Source organism: Klebsiella sp. C349492 (assembly GCF_042055345.1).
GTDB lineage: Bacteria > Pseudomonadota > Gammaproteobacteria > Enterobacterales > Enterobacteriaceae > Klebsiella > Klebsiella scottii.
Map to the genome: position 1 here is coordinate 116,761 of NZ_JANQCE010000008.1, position 16,361 is coordinate 133,121.

The window sequence follows — 16,361 nt, forward strand, 5'->3', positions numbered from 1 at the left end:
CATCGCGATGAAAGCCGAAAAATTGATCGCCCTCTGCCAGCGCTACCACGCCCTGCTGCTTAACAGCGATGAGCAAACCCTCTCCATCGCGGTGGTAGACTCTCCGCCGCCTGAGCTAATGGAAGCGCTGCGCTTCGCCACGCAAAAGCGGATCGATATCGAGTGCTGGAGCCAGGAAAAAATGAATCAGCGCCAGCAGTCGTCCGCACAGCCCGGGCCATCTGCCGCCAGCGGCGAAGCACCGACGGGCGTCATCGAACAGGTCAATCAGATTCTGGAGCAGGCGCTGCGCCAGCGCGCATCTGATATCCACGTCGAGCCTGGCGAAAATAACCTGCGCATACGTCTGCGGGTCGATGGGGTGCTCCATCCGCTTGCGCCGCTTGCCGCCGAACTGGCACTGCCGATAACGGCGCGACTTAAGGTGCTCGGGAACCTGGATATTGCCGAACACCGCCTGCCGCAGGACGGCCAGTTTACGCAGACTCTCTCGGGACAATCGGTGTCATTTCGCATCGCCACTCTGCCCTGCCGTTACGGTGAGAAGATCGTCCTGCGCCTGCTGCATCAGGTGGAACAGGCGCTGGACCTCGAGGCGCTCGGCCTCTCCTCAGAGCAGCTTGCCGCCTTTGGCTCCGCGCTCAATCAGCCCCAGGGGCTTCTGCTGGTCACCGGCCCAACCGGCAGCGGTAAGACCATCACGCTCTACAGCGCCCTACAGAAGAGAAACCGCGATGAGGTTAATATTTGCAGCGTAGAGGACCCGCTGGAAATTCCCATTGCCGGCATGAATCAAACGCAGATCAACCCGCGATCCGGATTAACCTTTAACAGCGTCCTGCGCGCGCTGCTGCGCCAGGACCCGGACATTGTTATGGTTGGCGAAATACGCGATGCGGAAACGGCAGAAATCGCGATCAAAGCGGCGCAAACCGGGCACCTCGTGCTCTCGACGCTGCACACTAACTCGACCAGCGAAACGCTTATTCGCCTGCAGCAAATGGGAATTGCCTGCTGGATGCTCTCATCCGCGCTATCGCTGGTCATTGCTCAGCGCCTGGTGCGCAGGCTCTGCCCACGCTGCCGTCGGGAAGGTGCAGGCGGCATTGACGTGCCGCACAGCCTGTGGCCGCGTCGGCTTCCCCGCTGGCAGGCTACGGGCTGTCGGCACTGCTATCACGGCTACTATGGGCGCCTGGCGCTATTTGAGGTGCTCCCGATAGGCGCCGCGCTGCAGCAGGCTATTTCCCAGGGGCTGAGCGCGGTGGAGATTGAATCTCTGGCGCGTGAAGCCGGAATGATGACGCTGTTTGAAAGCGGCTGCCTGGCCATTGAGCAGGGGCTCACCTGTTTTGAAGAGGTGGTCCGCGTGCTGGGGCTCCCCCATGGCGACTGAACGCCTTTGGCGCTGGCGCGGGCTTGATCCCGAAGGATCGCCCTGCCAGGGCTCGCTGTGGAAAAGCTCCCGCCTGGAGGTTATTCAGGCGCTGCAGCATGAACGGATTATCCCCCTCGCGCTCCGCCGCTGCGCGGTACGCAGCTCGCTGTGGCACCCGCGCTACAGCGGCCAGATTATCCATCAGCTGGCGACCCTCCTGCAGGCGGGGCTGCCTCTGGCCGAGGGGTTAGAGCTGCTGGCACAGCAGCAGCAGGGCGCGCAGTGGCAGGCGCTTCTGCGAACGCTGGCTCGGGACCTTGCGCAGGGCATCCCGCTTTCCAGCGCGCTGGAAAGATGGCCGCAGGCGTTTCCTCCGCTCTATCTGGCCATGATCCGCACCGGTGAGCTTACCGGTAAACTGGATCTTTGCTGCTTTCATCTGGCTCGCCAGCAGCGGGAGCAGCTGCAGCTGAGCGAAAAGGTCAAAAAGGCGCTGCGCTATCCGCTGGTCATTCTGCTGCTGGCGCTGCTGGTGGTGATGGGCATGCTCACCTTTGTCCTGCCGGAGTTTGCCGCTATCTACCAGACGTTCAACACGCCGCTCCCTCTGTTGACCAAAGTAGTGATAAGCGCCGGAGAAAGCCTCAGCAACCGTTGGCCGCTGCTGCTGTTGATGGCGATATTGCCGTTTCTCCTCAACCAGCTGGCCCAACGTCGCCCTTCCTGGCTACTACGGCGGCAAAGGCTGCTTCACGCTTTGCCGGTAGTCGGAAAGCTGATAGGGGGACAGCGGCTCAGCCAGATATTTACCGTTTTAACCCTCACGCAGAGCGCCGGCATCAGCTTTATGCAGGGCCTGGAAAGCGTAGAAGAGACGTTAAGCTGCCCGCTTTGGCGCCAGAGGATCCATCAGGTTAATACTCAGATTGCCCACGGGACCGCCATCTGGCAGGCGCTGGCGAACAGTGGAGGATTTACCCCGCTATGCCTGCAGCTCATCCGCACCGGGGAGGCTTCAGGATCGCTGGATATCATGCTGGAGAACCTTGCCCGCCATCATAGCGAACGCACGCACCGTCAGGCAGAAGGCCTGGCCACGCTGCTTGAACCGATGCTGCTGCTGATAACCGGCGCCGTTGTTGGCGTACTGGTGGTGGCGATGTATTTACCCATTTTTCATCTGGGCGACGCCATTAGCGGAATGGGGGGATAGCGGCTGGCGCAGGAGGTGCGCCAGCAAAACGGCATTACAGGCTGTTGAACACGCGGTTCTCTTGTTCCTGTACGCGAATAAAGGTTGTGCGTTTGGTCAGCTCTTTCAGACGAGATGCGCCGACATAGGTGCAGGCGGAACGTAGGCCGCCGAGGATATCGCGGGCGGTATTATCAACCGGGCCGCGCAGGGGCAGCTTAACGGTTTTACCTTCCGCAGCGCGGTACTGCGCAACGCCGCCCACATGACGGGTCATGGCGGATTCAGAGCTCATACCGTAGAACAGCATAAACTTCTCGCCGTTCTCTTCAACAACGGTGCCGCCGCTCTCTTCGTGGCCTGCCAGCATACCGCCCAGCATGACGAAATCAGCGCCGCCGCCGAAGGCTTTCGCTACGTCGCCTGGCGTGGTGCATCCGCCATCGCTGACGATCTGACCGCCAAGGCCATGAGCCGCATCGGCGCATTCGATAACCGCAGAGAGCTGCGGGTAGCCAACGCCGGTTTTCACGCGGGTAGTACAAACGGAACCCGGACCGATGCCGACCTTCACGATATCCGCGCCGGAAAGAATCAGCTCTTCGCACATTTCGCCGGTCACGACGTTACCCGCACAGATCGTTTTCAGCGGCCAGGCTTCGCGCGCTTTCGCCACGAACTGCACGAAATGCTCGGAATAACCGTTTGCCACGTCAATGCAAACGAAACCGAGCTGCGGGTTCTGCGTCAGGATCTGTTTGGTTTTTTCGAAGTCGACATCCGAGGTACCGGTAGAAACCATGACGTACTTCAGCACATCGGCAGGAGTGGTCTGCACAAAGCTGCGCCACTCTTCTACGGTGTAGTGTTTATGTACGGCAGTGAGGATCCCGAAAGAAGCCAGCGCTTTTGCCATACTAAACGTACCGACGGTGTCCATATTCGCTGCGATGATCGGCACGCCGGACCAGGAGAGGCCAGAATGTTTAAAAGTGAATTCGCGTTCCAGTTCAACATCAGAACGACTTTTGAGGGTAGAGCGCTTGGGGCGGATAAGAACGTCTTTAAAGCCAAGCTTCAGATCTTCTTCAATACGCATGTGCGAATTCCTGGGGTTAATTGCATTATTGTGAGAGCACAACTCCAGTGACGTTATCATACTCACGAATCATGACTGCGCAAGACTGCGATTTTCACTTTTTTTACGCTACAATCGTACAAATTTACCTGGTGGATTGAGAAAAGCGCGAACGCGATAATCAACGGCCAGAGCGTCATTTTTAACCATTTGATTTATATGTACAAAGCAATCCAGTATCCGTCGTAAAAGTCTCTTTCCGGCTTGAAGCAGCCTGACGGGACACCCACCGCAGAGTCACGGCTCGTGAAGCGCGGGCGCTGCTGAAAAGTCAATGTGTATATGATCAGTTTCAGGAACGGGGTATATGAGGTATACGGTAGCGTTAACGGGCGGCATCGGTAGCGGCAAAAGCACCGTAGCCGATGTATTTTCTCACCTTGGTGTTAACGTTATTGACGCCGACGTTATCGCCCGTCAGGTGGTAGAACCTGGAACTCCCGCGCTACTGGCGATTGCCGCTCGCTTCGGCCAACAAATGATTAACGATGACGGCACGCTGAACCGCCGCAGCCTGCGGGAACACATTTTCGCTCACGCCGAGGATAAAACCTGGCTTAACGCGCTGCTGCACCCGCTCATTCAGCAGGAAACCCGCCGTCAAATGCAGGCGGCGTCCTCTTCTTATGTTCTCTGGGTCGTTCCCCTGCTGGTCGAAAACAACCTCGCTGCCAACGCTGACCGCGTGCTGGTCGTCGATGTCCCAAAAGAGACGCAAATACAGCGAACCATACTGCGCGATCGGGTCAGCCGTGAGCACGCAGAACGTATTCTTGCCGCCCAGGCGACGCGTGAGCAACGCCTCGCCGCTGCGGATGATGTCATTGAAAATATGGGCCCTCCGGATGCCATCGCATCGGATGTCGCCCGCCTGCATGAAAAGTATCTAATGCTGGCATCGCAGGCCGCCTCACAGGAAAAATCGTAATGCATACCCCTGTTCTATTTGAACATCCCCTCAATGAGAAAATGCGCACCTGGCTGCGTATTGAGTTTTTGATTCAACAGCTGTCCGTGCATCCGACGCTCGCCACCTACGCGGACGCGCTCCACTTTTTCCGCAATACGGGCGATCTCCTGGATGTCCTCGAACGCGGCGAGGTGCGCACGGATCTGCTCAAAGAGCTCGAGCGGCAGCAGCGTAAACTGCAGTCCTGGGCAGAAGTGCCAGGCGTCGACCGCGGGCGTATTGACGAATTGCGCCAACAGCTGAAGCAGTCCGGCAGCGCGTTAATGTCTGCCCCGCGCATCGGCCAGTTCCTGCGTGAAGATCGTTTAATTGCGCTGGTTCGCCAGCGTCTGAGCATTCCCGGCGGCTGCTGTAGTTTCGATCTGCCCACGCTGCATATCTGGCTGCATATGCCTCAGGAGTATCGCGACGAGCAGGTTGGCAGATGGTTAGTGAGCCTTCAGCCGCTCACCCAGGCGCTGGTGCTGATCCTCGATTTGATTCGCAACTCCGCGCCCTTTCGCAAGCAGACCAGCCTCAACGGTTTTTATCAGGATAATGGCGATGATGCCGATCTGCTGCGTTTACGCCTCGATCTTGCCAGCCAGCTGTATCCGCAAATTTCTGGCCATAAAAGCCGCTTTGCCATTCGCTTTCTCCCGCTGGACAGCGAACTCGGTATCGTCCCCGAGCGTTTTGATTTTGAACTGGCCTGTTGTTAAGGAGAAAACATGTCGAAAGAGACAATCGTCAACTGCCCGACCTGCGGTAAAAACGTGGTCTGGAATGAGCACAGCCCGTTTCGGCCATTTTGCTCAAAACGCTGTCAGCTCATTGACTTAGGTGAATGGGCGGCGGAAGAAAAACGCATTCCTAGCGCGGGCGACCTGTCCGATACCGATGACTGGAGCGAACAGCAGCAGTAGCGTCTGGCGGCAGAGAAAATCCCGGAGATGACGTTGCGTCTTGTCCGGGCCATTTTCTCAGCGGGCGGACTGCACTAATTTGCTGATAATCGGTTCGTTAGCCGGCGGAAACTCCTCGGCCAGCAGCGCACGCTGGGCAATCCAGCGCCCCGGCTGCCCTTCTTTACCCCAGGGCTCGCCTTCCCAGTCATCAACCAGCCAGAACCATAGCGTGATATGCCGATCGGGGAACTGATACTCCAGCTTATCAAACAGAGTGGACGCGCGTACCGTAATGCCAACCTCTTCCTGCAGCTCACGCGCTAAAGCCTGCTCGGCAGACTCTCCCGCTTCAATTTTCCCACCGGGAAACTCGAGCTTATTTGCCATATGCGCATCGGCAGCGCGCTGGGTAATAAAGATTTCACCCTGCGGGTTACGGATGATGCCAACTGAGATTTGCAGTATTTTCATTGCGTTAATTCCATAAAAAAGGCGCAGATATCTGCGCCTTCATTTTTATTCTCTGAGCTTAACTCAGACGACCATGGCACTGCTTATATTTCTTACCGGAACCACACGGGCAAGGATCGTTACGGCCAACCTTACGCTCGCCGGTTTCCTCAGCCAGTGCGGCTGCGGCTACCGTGTCGTCATCCTGATGGCTCAGCTGCTGCATCTGCGCGAGGCGCTCCGCCTCTTCGCGGCGCTGCTGTTCCATCGCTTCAACTTCTTCCGGCATCCGCACCTGAACCTTGCTCAGGGTGCTGATCACTTCATACTTCAGGGATTCAAGCATCGCCGCAAACATCGAGAACGATTCACGCTTGTATTCCTGCTTAGGATCTTTCTGCGCGTAGCCGCGCAGATGGATGCCCTGACGCAGGTAGTCCATTGCCGCCAGATGCTCTTTCCACAGGGAGTCCAGCGTCTGCAGCATTACGCCTTTTTCGAAATGACGCATCATTTCGGTACCCACGACTTCTTCTTTACGCTGATAGGTTTCTACCGCGTTCTGCAGAATACGCTCACGCAGAGTTTCTTCATGCAGTTCAGGCTCTTTGTCCAACCACTCCTTGAGCGGCAGATCGAGATCGAAGTCGTTTTTCAGACGTTCCTGCAGGCCTTCGACATCCCACATTTCCTCCAGCGACTGCGGCGGAATGTGCGCATCGATAGTTGTTTTGAAAACGTCTTCGCGAATGCTGTTGATGGTTTCGCTCACATCAGATACGTCCAGCAGTTCGTTACGCTGGCTGTAGATGGCGCGACGCTGATCGTTAGCCACGTCATCATATTCCAGCAGCTGCTTACGAATATCAAAGTTACGGCTTTCAACCTTGCGCTGCGCGTTGGCGATAGCTTTGGTGACCCACGGGTGCTCAATCGCTTCGCCCGGCTTCATCCCCAGCTTACGCATCATGCCGGACACGCGGTCAGAGGCAAAAATGCGCATCAGGGCATCTTCCATCGACAGATAGAAACGAGAAGAACCGGCATCGCCCTGACGACCTGAACGACCGCGCAGCTGGTTATCGATACGGCGAGATTCATGGCGCTCGGTACCGATAATGTGTAAACCACCGGAGGCCAGCACCGCTTCGTGACGCACCTGCCAGTCGGCTTTGATTTGAGCGATCTGCTCTGGAGTCGGGTCTTCCAGCGCGGCGACTTCCGCCTGCCAGCTGCCGCCCAGCACGATATCCGTACCACGACCGGCCATGTTGGTGGCGATGGTCACCGCGGCCGGGTAGCCGGCTTGAGCCACGATATCCGCTTCACTGGCGTGGAACTTCGCGTTCAGGACATTGTGTTTGATGCCCGCTTTGGTCAGCTCTTGCGAAACCACTTCGGATTTTTCGATAGAAATCGTACCTACCAGAACCGGCTGACCGGCGGCAGTACGCTCTCTGATATCTTCGATAATCGCCTGAATTTTTTCTGCTTCGGTCATATAGACCAGATCCGCCATATCCTTACGGATCATCGGACGGTTGGTCGGTACCACTACGGTATCCAGCTTATAGATAGAGCTGAATTCGAACGCTTCGGTATCCGCAGTACCGGTCATCCCCGCCAGCTTCTCGTACAGACGGAAGTAGTTCTGGAAGGTGATGGACGCCAGCGTCTGGTTCTCGTTCTGGATATCAACGCCTTCTTTGGCTTCGACGGCCTGGTGCAGACCGTCTGACCAGCGACGCCCCTGCATGGTACGACCGGTATGCTCATCGACAATAATGACTTCGCCATCTTTTACGATGTAGTCAACGTCGCGGGTGAACAGCACGTGCGCACGCAGCGCCGCGGTCACGTGGTGCATCAGCATAATGTTAGTCGGTGAATACAGAGATTCGCCTTCGTCCATAATGCCTTCGTTCACCAGCAGCTCTTCAATCAGGACCAGCCCGCGTTCGGTCAGGTTCACCTGACGCGCTTTCTCATCTACCGAGAAGTGGCCTTCACCGGTAAAGGTATCGGAGTCCTCTTTTTCCTGGCGCACCAGATGAGGAATGATCTTGTTCACTTTCTTGTACATTTCCGAGCTGTCTTCAGCCGGGCCGGAAATGATCAGCGGCGTACGCGCTTCATCGATCAGGATGGAGTCCACCTCATCCACCAGCGCATAGTGCAGCTTACGCTGTACGCGCTCTTCCGGACTGAACGCCATGTTATCGCGCAGATAGTCGAAGCCGTATTCGTTGTTGGTGCCGTAGGTGATATCGGCGGCGTAAGCTTCACGTTTGGCCGGAGCAGGCAGGCCCGACATATTGATACCAACGGTCATACCGAGGAACTCAAACAGCGGACGGTTGTTTTCAGCATCACGCTGCGCCAGGTAGTCGTTGACGGTCACGACGTGAACGCCTTTACCTGACAGCGCGTTCAGATAGGCCGGGAGGGTAGCGGTCAGCGTTTTACCTTCACCGGTACGCATTTCTGCAATGCAGCGCTCATTGAGCACCATGCCGCCCAGCAGCTGTACGTCAAAGTGACGCATACCGAATACGCGCTTACTGGCTTCACGTACCACGGCAAAGGCTTCCGGGATCAGGCTTTCTACGCTTTCGCCCTTCGCCAGACGCGCGCGGAACTCTTCTGTTTTAGCCTTCAGCTGATCATCAGAAAGCTTCTCCATGTCAGGTTCCATGGAATTAATCAGCGTCACAGCTTTGCGCATGCGGCGCAATGTACGATCGTTACGGCTACCGAAAACTTTAGTTAATAATTTGATTAGCATAATAAAATCTCAAACGCCCCGCGATGCGGAGTCACAAAAAATAGAATGATCCGTTTTTAGTTCAGCTGAGGCGTTGCGGCCCGGCGCGTATCCCGGTGACCTGGCTAATCCAGACGGAGACGCAAAAGGCGCGATGGGAGGGGTTGTATGCCGCCTGACGCACAATGACCGGCGGCTTGCTTTCCTGCGTCAGCAGCGCGCTGAGCGTATCGAGCAGGGCCAGATGCTGCGCCTGTAATGGCGAAGATTCTTCCGCAACCGGCAGCGCCTGAGGCGCCATGGCAAATGACAGATGACGAATAACCGTGCGGATGGCGTGCTGATGCCAGTAATCGACGGTAAAGTTTGGCCGGCGGCTGGCATCCAGAAGCGCCAGCTGGGAGAAATTAACTTTATTCGGCGTGTGGCTGCTGGCCGCTGCTTTCGCAGGCGATGCCGTTTCGTGACTATTGCTTAACGCAGGCAGGCCAAAGCTAGCCGCGACCATCCCCAACAGGAGATGCGGCCAGAAATACCGTCTGCCAAACTGTCGCCAGCGCGTCAGCAATCCACTCACGTCCATTACCTTTAGTTGAAGCAACCCCAGGAAATAATTTTGCGCCCAAATATTACCATTAATACCGCGTCACGGCAGCAGGAATGAAAGCTTTGCGGAGGTAAAAGCGGTCAATTAAGCAGCGAACGCGCGGTGTCAGCGATCGTTGAATCGGGGTGAAATGAGAACCGGAAGGTAAAAAAGAAAAACGACTGGCTCCCTGGCCGGAGAGAGTACCAGGTTACCAGTCGATTTTACTGAATGGTCAGGCTTACGCCATAACCATTGATGGTGCGCGGAATGCCAGCGGCATTTCTGCTTCGTCTTCGAAGGTCACATACTCCCAGGCTTCCTGTTTTGCCAGAACGGCCTGCAGCAGTTTGTTATTCAACGCGTGACCTGATTTGAACGCCGTGAATGCGCCGATGATATTGTGACCACACATAAACAGGTCACCAATCGCATCCAGCATTTTGTGGCGGACAAACTCATCTTCAAAGCGTAAGCCGTCTTCGTTCAGTACGCGATAATCGTCAACAACGATGGCACAATCGAAGCTGCCGCCCAGGCACAGGCCGCGGGACTGCAGATATTCGATATCACGCATAAAACCGAAGGTACGCGCACGGCTAATCTGGCGCATAAATGCATCAGCAGAGAAGTTCATCGCATAGCGCTGGTTGCTTGAGTCAATCGCCGGATGGTTAAAATCGATGGTGAAGTCCAACGAAAAACCATTGTACGGCTTAAACTCAGCCCACTTATCGCCATCTTCGACGCGAACGGCCTCTTTAATGCGCACAAATTTCTTGGCGCAGTTCAGCTCATCGATGCCGGCATCCAGCAGCAGATAAACGAACGGAGCAGCACTGCCGTCCATAATCGGGATTTCCGGCGCATCGACTTCAATAACTATGTTGTCAATGCCCAGGCCAGCCAGTGCGGCATTCAGGTGCTCGACTGTTGAAATCCGCACGTCATGCTCGTTCACCAGGCAAGTACAGAGCATGGTATCACGCACAGATTTGGCATCAGCCGGAAAATCAACCGGTGGATTCAAGTCGGTGCGACGATAGATGACCCCGGTATTTGCCGGCGCAGGTCGTAACGTCAGTGTGACTTTCTTGCCGGTATGCAAACCGACGCCAGTCGCCTGAACGATACGTTTAAGAGTCCTTTGTTTGATCATCGTATAATCTCGCCAAGTTACCTATCCAACCGAAGTGTATAACACTTTCGGACGGGCAGTTTAGCACAAAGAGCGCTGATGCCCAACTTCCAGCCAATTCTTAATCAGCTTGCTTGCGCAGGAAGGCCGGGATATCCAGATAATCCGGCTCTTTCGCGGTTTGCGGCGTATTGTCGTTCACCACTTTCGCTGCCGGTTTCTGCTCCTGATTCAATGGCGCCATACCGTGCTGCTGGTAGCGATCCATTACCGGCTGCTGAACCTGCTTGTTGGTTACCAGGGTAATTTCCGGACGTTTGTCCATGCCAATACCGGTAGCAACAACGGTCACGCGCAGCTCATCGTTCATATCCGGATCCAGAGAAGTACCGATAACCACGGTCGCGTTATCCGAGGCGAAAGCACGGATAGTGTTACCTACGGTTTCGAACTCATCCAGACGCAGGTCGAAGCCAGCGGTGATGTTGACCAGAACGCCGCGCGCGCCGGACAGATCGATATCTTCCAGCAGCGGAGAAGAAATCGCCATTTCAGCCGCTTCTTCCGCACGGTCTTCACCGCTCGCCACGCCGGAGCCCATCATCGCATAGCCCATTTCGGACATCACGGTGCGCACATCCGCAAAGTCGACGTTCATCAGACCCGGACGGGTAATCAGCTCGGCGATCCCCTGCACTGCGCCTTTCAGCACGTCGTTTGCTGCGCCGAAGGCGTCCAGCAGCGAAATGCCGCGGCCGAGAACTTTCAGCAGCTTGTCGTTCGGGATAGTGATCAGTGAATCCACGTGCTTAGAGAGCTCGGTGATCCCCTGTTCGGCGAAAGCCATACGCTTCTTGCCTTCAAAATTGAAGGGCTTAGTCACAACCGCGACGGTCAGGATACCCAGATCCTTCGCCACTTCTGCTACCACAGGCGCCGCACCGGTACCGGTACCGCCGCCCATACCAGCCGCGATAAACACCATGTCTGCGCCGTCGAGAGCAGCACGCAGCGCTTCACGGTCTTCATCCGCCGCATTGCGGCCGACTTCCGGGTTGGCGCCTGCGCCCAGCCCCTTGGTAATACCGCTACCAATCTGAATAGTCTGGCCAACAGCCGTTTTACGCAGCGCCTGCGCATCGGTGTTCACCGCGAAGAATTCAACACCTTCAATGCGCTCGCGCACCATGTGCTCTACGGCATTACCGCCGCCGCCACCGACGCCGATGACTTTAATCACCGCGTCGTTGGTTAATTCCATTGGTTCAAACATAGTTTCTCTCCGTCTTGTGCCTGTCGCCTGAGAACGCTAATTTTCTGCGTTCTCTTAAAAAATTAAAACTCTTTTCGCAGCCAGCTATTTAGTCGCTTAATCCACGAGCCAACTGATGCAGTTACGCGTTTTTCCACTTCTGCTTCACCACTAAGATGAGACTCCTTCCCGTAGTGCAGCAACCCAACCGCCGTTGAATAATACGGCTCCTGGGCATAATCCGTTAAACCGGTAATGTTCAGCGGTGCACCGATACGCACCTGCGTATGGAACACCCGCTGCGCACAGGCGGCGAGACCTTCAATTTGCGCCGCGCCGCCGGTTAACACAATCCCCGCAGCCAGATGGTGCTTCACGCCCTGCTGGCGGAGCTGCTCCTGCAGCTGCAGGATCTCTTCATTGACCAGGTTGAGCAGTTCGGTATAACGCGGCTCAATAACCTCTGCCAGCGTCTGACGCTGCAGGCTGCGCGGCGGGCGTCCGCCTACGCTCGGAACTTCGACGTTTTCGTCTTTACCGACGATTGAGCCCAGCGCGCAGCCGTGGCGCACCTTGATCGCTTCGGCATCGCTCGGCGGCGTACCGAAGGCGTAGGCGATATCGCTGGTTACCACGTTGCCCGCGTACGGGATCACTTTGGTGTGACGCAGCGCGCCGCCGGTATACACGGCGATATCCATTGTACCACCGCCGATGTCCACAACGCAGACACCAAGCTCACGTTCATCTTCCGTCAACACGGAATAACTGGCCGCTAAACCGGCAAAAATGAGCTGGTCCACTTTCAGACCGCAGCGCTCCACCGCTTTAACAATATTTTTTGCCATATCGTTATGGCAGGTAATCAAATGCACTTTTGCCTGCATACGAACGCCAGACAGGCCAACCGGGTTTTTAATCCCCTCCTGGTAGTCAATGGCGTACTCCTGCGGGATGACGTGCAGCACGCGATGCTCATCGCGTACGCGGACCGACTTGGCGGTATGCACCACGTTCTCAACGTCGTCCAGCGTCACCTCTTCTTCTGAAATCGGCACCATCCCAATTTCATTTTGACAGCTAATATGTTTACCTGAAAGCGCCAGGTACACTGACGAAATCTGGCAATCAGCCATCAGTTCGGCCTGGTCAATGGCGCGCTGTACGCATTTCACCACGGATTCCAGGTCGTTAACCCCGCCTTTATCCATACCACGCGATGGGCAACTGCCCACGCCAATGATATTGACCACGCCGTCGGGCAGAACTTCCCCTACTAAAGCGGCAACCTTCGCGGTGCCAATCTCCAGTCCAACTACCAGCTTTCTGTCCGTCGCCTTGATCATTGTTGTTCTGCCTGTGCCTGATTCTGTTGTTGATTAGTTTCCTCAGCGGGAGCAGGCACCCAGCCTACCGCCGCGCCCGAGTCATAGCGCAAATCAACGTAGCTTATCCGTTTGCCATCGGTCTGCGCCTGCTGCTGAAGAACCGGGTAAAGTTCCATAAAGCGCTGAAGACGTTTCATGGTGTCGCCGCGGCCAAGGTTGAGCTTAATATCGTTATTAAGCGTCAGCTGCCAGGAGCGACGCGCGGTCATCGCCGCCACTTTCAACGTGAATTTATCCTTTGCCAGCACCTGCCCCATGTCGCGATATCCTTGCAACACTTCGTTCTCGCTGCCTTCCGGGCCATACAACATCGGTAAATTCTGTTTATTGGTGCGATCCGCCGGGACGCTGAAAGAATTACCTTCTACGTCTACCATATGCTGATCATTCCAACGCGCAATCGGCACATATTCAACCAGATGAATCTTCAATTCGTCCGGCCACTGCTTTCTGACGCTCGCCTGTTTAATCCACGGCAGGCGCTCAATCTGACTTTGGATAATATTCACATCCTGAGTCATAAAGGTTCCAGGAGAACCCAGCGCCAGAATTGCCTGGCGAATATCGTCATTACGCGTGTAGTGACGCTCACCGGTTACCACCATCTTGGACAGCGGTAAACGCTGTGCGTCTTCCATCCAGCCCAGAACCATCCACCCGCTGACCAATACGGTACACAGCACCGCCAGCAGGAAGAAAATCCCCGCCAGACGAGTTCCATTACTTCGGCGCGAAGAAGACGTTTCCTCTTCTTCTTCGTGGTTCCGCGTATTCAGCGCAGCCTGCGACATATCACCCCGCCAGGTCCAAAATTCGAACAACAAGCTGTGAGAAGCTCATCCCCGCCTGACGCGCCGCCATCGGCACCAGGCTATGGCTGGTCATGCCAGGGGAAGTATTCGCTTCCAACAGATAAAACTGGCCATCGCTGTCCAGCATCACGTCAATCCGTCCCCAGCCGCTACAGCCAAGAACATTCCAGGCTTTCAGTACCAGGGCCTGAATTTCTGACTCGCGGGCAGGTTCCTCACAACCAGGACAGAAATATTGCGTCTCATCAGAGAGATACTTCGCCTCATAATCATAGAAGGTTCCAGCCACATGGATACGAATTGACGGTAAAATTTCTTCACCGACGATCGCAACGGTGAATTCTGGTCCACTGAGCCATTTCTCAATCAGAACTTCATCATCATGCTGAAAAGCCAGCGCCAATGCATTGTGTAATTCACAACTTTCGCTTACTTTCGACATGCCGACGCTTGAACCTTCACGACTCGGCTTAATAATGAGCGGCAGGCCAAGCGCCGTAATCTGCTGCGCGGCCTCTGCGGTAAGGCCCGCGTTGAACTGTGAACGGGTCAGCGCCACCCACGGAGCAACGGGTAAGCCCGCGCCCTGCCACAGTAATTTACTGCGCACTTTATCCATTGAGATTGCCGAAGCCATCACGCCGCTGCCGGTATAAGGCAGTTGAATCAGCTCAAGCAGCCCCTGCAACGTTCCATCTTCCCCACCGCGGCCGTGCAAAGCAATAAACGCTTTCTTAAAACCCAGCTGCTTCAGCTGAGTAATATCGACATCGCGAGGGTCGACGGGATGGGCGTCAACGCCGCCCTCACGCAGGCCGGCAAGCACCGCCGCGCCGGAGTTGAGCGATACCTCTCGCTCGGCGGAGGTCCCGCCGAAAAGAACCGCGATTTTATCAGCCACGGCGCTCCTCCCCCGCTTTTTGCGGCATGAGTTTGATTTCAGCCAGGTGGCGGGCAATTTTTCCTATATTTCCTGCGCCCTGCACCAGCACCAGGTCGTTCCCGGTCAGCACCGAAGCCAGCATCTCTGCCGCCTGGGCCGGGTCGGAAAGCAGAATCGGGTCCACCTTGCCGCGACCGCGAATAGTGCGGCACAGGGAGCGGCTATCCGCCCCCGGGATCGGCGCTTCGCCAGCGGAGTAGACGTCCAGCATCAGTAGCGCATCGACCTGAGTCAGCACGTTGGCAAAATCGTCGTACAGATCGCGCGTACGGGTAAAGCGGTGCGGCTGGAACAGCATCACCAGATTTTTATCCGGCCAGCCGGCGCGAGCCGCTTTAATGGTCGCATCCACTTCCGTCGGGTGATGACCGTAATCATCAATCAGCATCGCGCTGCCGCTTTTACCGTTGACCTCAGCCAGCGGATATTCACCAAGGAAATCAAAGCGACGGCCGGTGCCCTGGAACGCTTCCAGCGCCCGCAGAATCGCGTCGTCTTCAATGCCCTCTTCCGTCGCCACCGCCACGGCAGCCGCCGCATTCAGCGCATTATGGCGGCCCGGCGCGTTTAGCGTGACCTGGATAACCTCTTTGTCCTGGCGCACGAGGCGGAAATGGCCCTGCGCGCCAAGCTGGCGATAGTCTTCAATACGCACGTCGGCATCATCGCTAAAGCCGTAGGTCGTCGTCTGGCGGCCAACGCGCGGCAGCAGCTCACGAATGACCGGGTCGTCCACGCACATCACCGCGCGTCCGTAGAACGGCAGGTTGTGCAGGAAGTTAACGAACGTCTGCTTTAAGTTTTCAAAATCACCGTGGTAGGTATCCATGTGATCGGCTTCGATATTGGTCACAATGGCAACCATCGGCTGCAGATGCAGGAACGAAGCGTCGCTCTCATCCGCTTCCGCAATCAGATAACGGCTATGCCCAAGACGGGCATGAACGCCGGCCGCTTTGACCAACCCACCGTTGACGAAGGTAGGATCGAGGCCAGCCTCGGCATAAATACTGGAGACCATCGCGGTGGTCGTGGTTTTACCGTGCGTGCCGGCGATAGCGATGCCGTGGCGAAAACGCATCAGCTCCGCCAGCATCTCCGCGCGGCGGATAACCGGAATACGCGCTTCATGCGCGGCAACAATCTCCGGATTGTCCGCAGAGATTGCGCTGGAAACCACCACCACGCTGGCATCACGCACGTTTTCAGGGCGATGGTTGAAATAGATCGTGGCGCCAAGTTTAGCCAGCTGTTGCGTAACCGGATTCGGCGCCAGGTCGGAGCCGGAAATCTGGTAGCCTTCGTTGGCCAGAACTTCGGCAATACCGCCCATACCGGCACCGCCAATGCCAACAAAGTGAATGTGCCGGACGCGACGCATCTCGGGCACTATGGAACGCAGTTTTGCCAAATCTTGTGTATTCATTCTTTACGCCATCAACTTCTCTATTCGGGCGGTGGGA

At 56.2% G+C, this 16,361-nt stretch carries 15 protein-coding genes; 5 read left to right on the plus strand and 10 right to left on the minus strand.

The window, feature by feature from the left end:
* Positions 1-7 precede the first annotated feature (7 nt).
* Positions 8-1,396 carry a type II secretion system protein GspE gene (gspE, locus tag NWP14_RS24155; RefSeq protein WP_331834566.1) on the plus strand — a complete coding sequence of 463 codons (1,389 nt, stop codon included), beginning with the start codon at positions 8-10 and terminating at the stop codon, positions 1,394-1,396.
* Positions 1,386-2,591 (plus strand): protein transport protein HofC, encoded by a 1,206-nt coding sequence (gene hofC, locus NWP14_RS24160; protein WP_375216117.1) that lies wholly within the window; start codon positions 1,386-1,388, stop codon positions 2,589-2,591. Before gspE ends, hofC begins: the two co-directional genes overlap by 11 nt.
* Before the next feature lie 34 nt (positions 2,592-2,625).
* On the opposite strand, the gene NWP14_RS24165 is transcribed toward hofC, so the two are convergent.
* Positions 2,626-3,669: a GMP reductase gene (locus tag NWP14_RS24165; RefSeq protein WP_375216118.1), complete on the minus strand. Its 1,044-nt coding sequence runs from the start codon at positions 3,667-3,669 to the stop codon at positions 2,626-2,628.
* 346 nt (positions 3,670-4,015) lie between these two features.
* On the opposite strand from NWP14_RS24165, the gene coaE reads away from it, so the two are divergent.
* Genes coaE through yacG form a run of 3 tightly spaced genes read left to right on the plus strand, consistent with a single transcriptional unit; the run spans position 4,016 to position 5,583 of the window.
* Positions 4,016-4,636, plus strand: coding sequence for a dephospho-CoA kinase (coaE, locus tag NWP14_RS24170; protein WP_346430398.1), 621 nt, complete (start codon positions 4,016-4,018; stop codon positions 4,634-4,636).
* Entirely contained in the window at positions 4,636-5,379 is a 744-nt protein-coding gene (gene zapD / locus NWP14_RS24175) for a cell division protein ZapD (protein ID WP_095103763.1), read from the plus strand. Before coaE ends, zapD begins: the two co-directional genes overlap by 1 nt.
* Positions 5,380-5,388: 9 nt before the next feature.
* A complete protein-coding gene (gene yacG, locus NWP14_RS24180) occupies positions 5,389-5,583 on the plus strand; it encodes a DNA gyrase inhibitor YacG (RefSeq protein ID WP_041144058.1) in 195 nt (64 codons plus the stop codon).
* A 57-nt stretch (positions 5,584-5,640) separates the two neighbouring features.
* Here yacG and mutT read toward each other — a convergent pair whose 3' ends face one another.
* The 9 genes from mutT to murC all read right to left on the minus strand — a co-directional run bounded on the left by mutT (position 5,641) and on the right by murC (position 16,324).
* Positions 5,641-6,036: an 8-oxo-dGTP diphosphatase MutT gene (gene mutT, locus NWP14_RS24185; protein WP_095103764.1), complete on the minus strand. Its 396-nt coding sequence runs from the start codon at positions 6,034-6,036 to the stop codon at positions 5,641-5,643.
* A gap of 58 nt (positions 6,037-6,094) precedes the next feature.
* On the minus strand, positions 6,095-8,800 hold the full coding sequence (secA, locus tag NWP14_RS24190) for a preprotein translocase subunit SecA (RefSeq protein ID WP_095103765.1): 2,706 nt from the start codon (positions 8,798-8,800) through the stop codon (positions 6,095-6,097).
* A gap of 61 nt (positions 8,801-8,861) precedes the next feature.
* Positions 8,862-9,356, minus strand: coding sequence for a secA translation cis-regulator SecM (secM, locus tag NWP14_RS24195; protein ID WP_223261814.1), 495 nt, complete (start codon positions 9,354-9,356; stop codon positions 8,862-8,864).
* A 250-nt stretch (positions 9,357-9,606) separates the two neighbouring features.
* Complete coding sequence (lpxC, locus tag NWP14_RS24200; protein ID WP_095103768.1) at positions 9,607-10,524, minus strand: UDP-3-O-acyl-N-acetylglucosamine deacetylase; 918 nt, start codon at positions 10,522-10,524, stop codon at positions 9,607-9,609.
* A 100-nt stretch (positions 10,525-10,624) separates the two neighbouring features.
* The gene (gene ftsZ / locus NWP14_RS24205; RefSeq protein WP_041144053.1) at positions 10,625-11,776 is read right to left on the minus strand and encodes a cell division protein FtsZ; all 1,152 of its coding nucleotides are present in this window, start codon (positions 11,774-11,776) and stop codon (positions 10,625-10,627) included.
* Between the two features lie 62 nt (positions 11,777-11,838).
* A complete protein-coding gene (gene ftsA / locus NWP14_RS24210; protein ID WP_004857881.1) occupies positions 11,839-13,101 on the minus strand; it encodes a cell division protein FtsA in 1,263 nt (420 codons plus the stop codon).
* On the minus strand, positions 13,098-13,934 hold the full coding sequence (ftsQ, locus tag NWP14_RS24215; RefSeq protein ID WP_095103769.1) for a cell division protein FtsQ: 837 nt from the start codon (positions 13,932-13,934) through the stop codon (positions 13,098-13,100). The genes ftsA and ftsQ overlap by 4 nt, the downstream gene beginning before the upstream one ends.
* A 1-nt stretch (position 13,935) precedes the next feature.
* The gene (locus tag NWP14_RS24220) at positions 13,936-14,856 is read right to left on the minus strand and encodes a D-alanine--D-alanine ligase (protein ID WP_095103770.1); all 921 of its coding nucleotides are present in this window, start codon (positions 14,854-14,856) and stop codon (positions 13,936-13,938) included.
* On the minus strand, positions 14,849-16,324 hold the full coding sequence (gene murC, locus NWP14_RS24225) for a UDP-N-acetylmuramate--L-alanine ligase (RefSeq protein WP_095103772.1): 1,476 nt from the start codon (positions 16,322-16,324) through the stop codon (positions 14,849-14,851). Before murC ends, NWP14_RS24220 begins: the two co-directional genes overlap by 8 nt.
* Between the last annotated feature and the right edge of the window lie 37 nt (positions 16,325-16,361).

Coding starts and splice junctions, on each gene's coding strand:
- gspE (WP_331834566.1), top strand. CDS start 8: ATGAAAGCCGAAAAATTGATCGCCCTCTGCCAGCGCTACCACGCCCTG.
- hofC (WP_375216117.1), top strand. CDS start 1,386: ATGGCGACTGAACGCCTTTGGCGCTGGCGCGGGCTTGATCCCGAAGGA.
- NWP14_RS24165 (WP_375216118.1), bottom strand. CDS start 3,669: ATGCGTATTGAAGAAGATCTGAAGCTTGGCTTTAAAGACGTTCTTATC.
- coaE (WP_346430398.1), top strand. CDS start 4,016: ATGAGGTATACGGTAGCGTTAACGGGCGGCATCGGTAGCGGCAAAAGC.
- zapD (WP_095103763.1), top strand. CDS start 4,636: ATGCATACCCCTGTTCTATTTGAACATCCCCTCAATGAGAAAATGCGC.
- yacG (WP_041144058.1), top strand. CDS start 5,389: ATGTCGAAAGAGACAATCGTCAACTGCCCGACCTGCGGTAAAAACGTG.
- mutT (WP_095103764.1), bottom strand. CDS start 6,036: ATGAAAATACTGCAAATCTCAGTTGGCATCATCCGTAACCCGCAGGGT.
- secA (WP_095103765.1), bottom strand. CDS start 8,800: ATGCTAATCAAATTATTAACTAAAGTTTTCGGTAGCCGTAACGATCGT.
- lpxC (WP_095103768.1), bottom strand. CDS start 10,524: ATGATCAAACAAAGGACTCTTAAACGTATCGTTCAGGCGACTGGCGTC.
- ftsZ (WP_041144053.1), bottom strand. CDS start 11,776: ATGTTTGAACCAATGGAATTAACCAACGACGCGGTGATTAAAGTCATC.
- ftsA (WP_004857881.1), bottom strand. CDS start 13,101: ATGATCAAGGCGACGGACAGAAAGCTGGTAGTTGGACTGGAGATTGGC.
- ftsQ (WP_095103769.1), bottom strand. CDS start 13,934: ATGTCGCAGGCTGCGCTGAATACGCGGAACCACGAAGAAGAAGAGGAA.
- murC (WP_095103772.1), bottom strand. CDS start 16,324: ATGAATACACAAGATTTGGCAAAACTGCGTTCCATAGTGCCCGAGATG.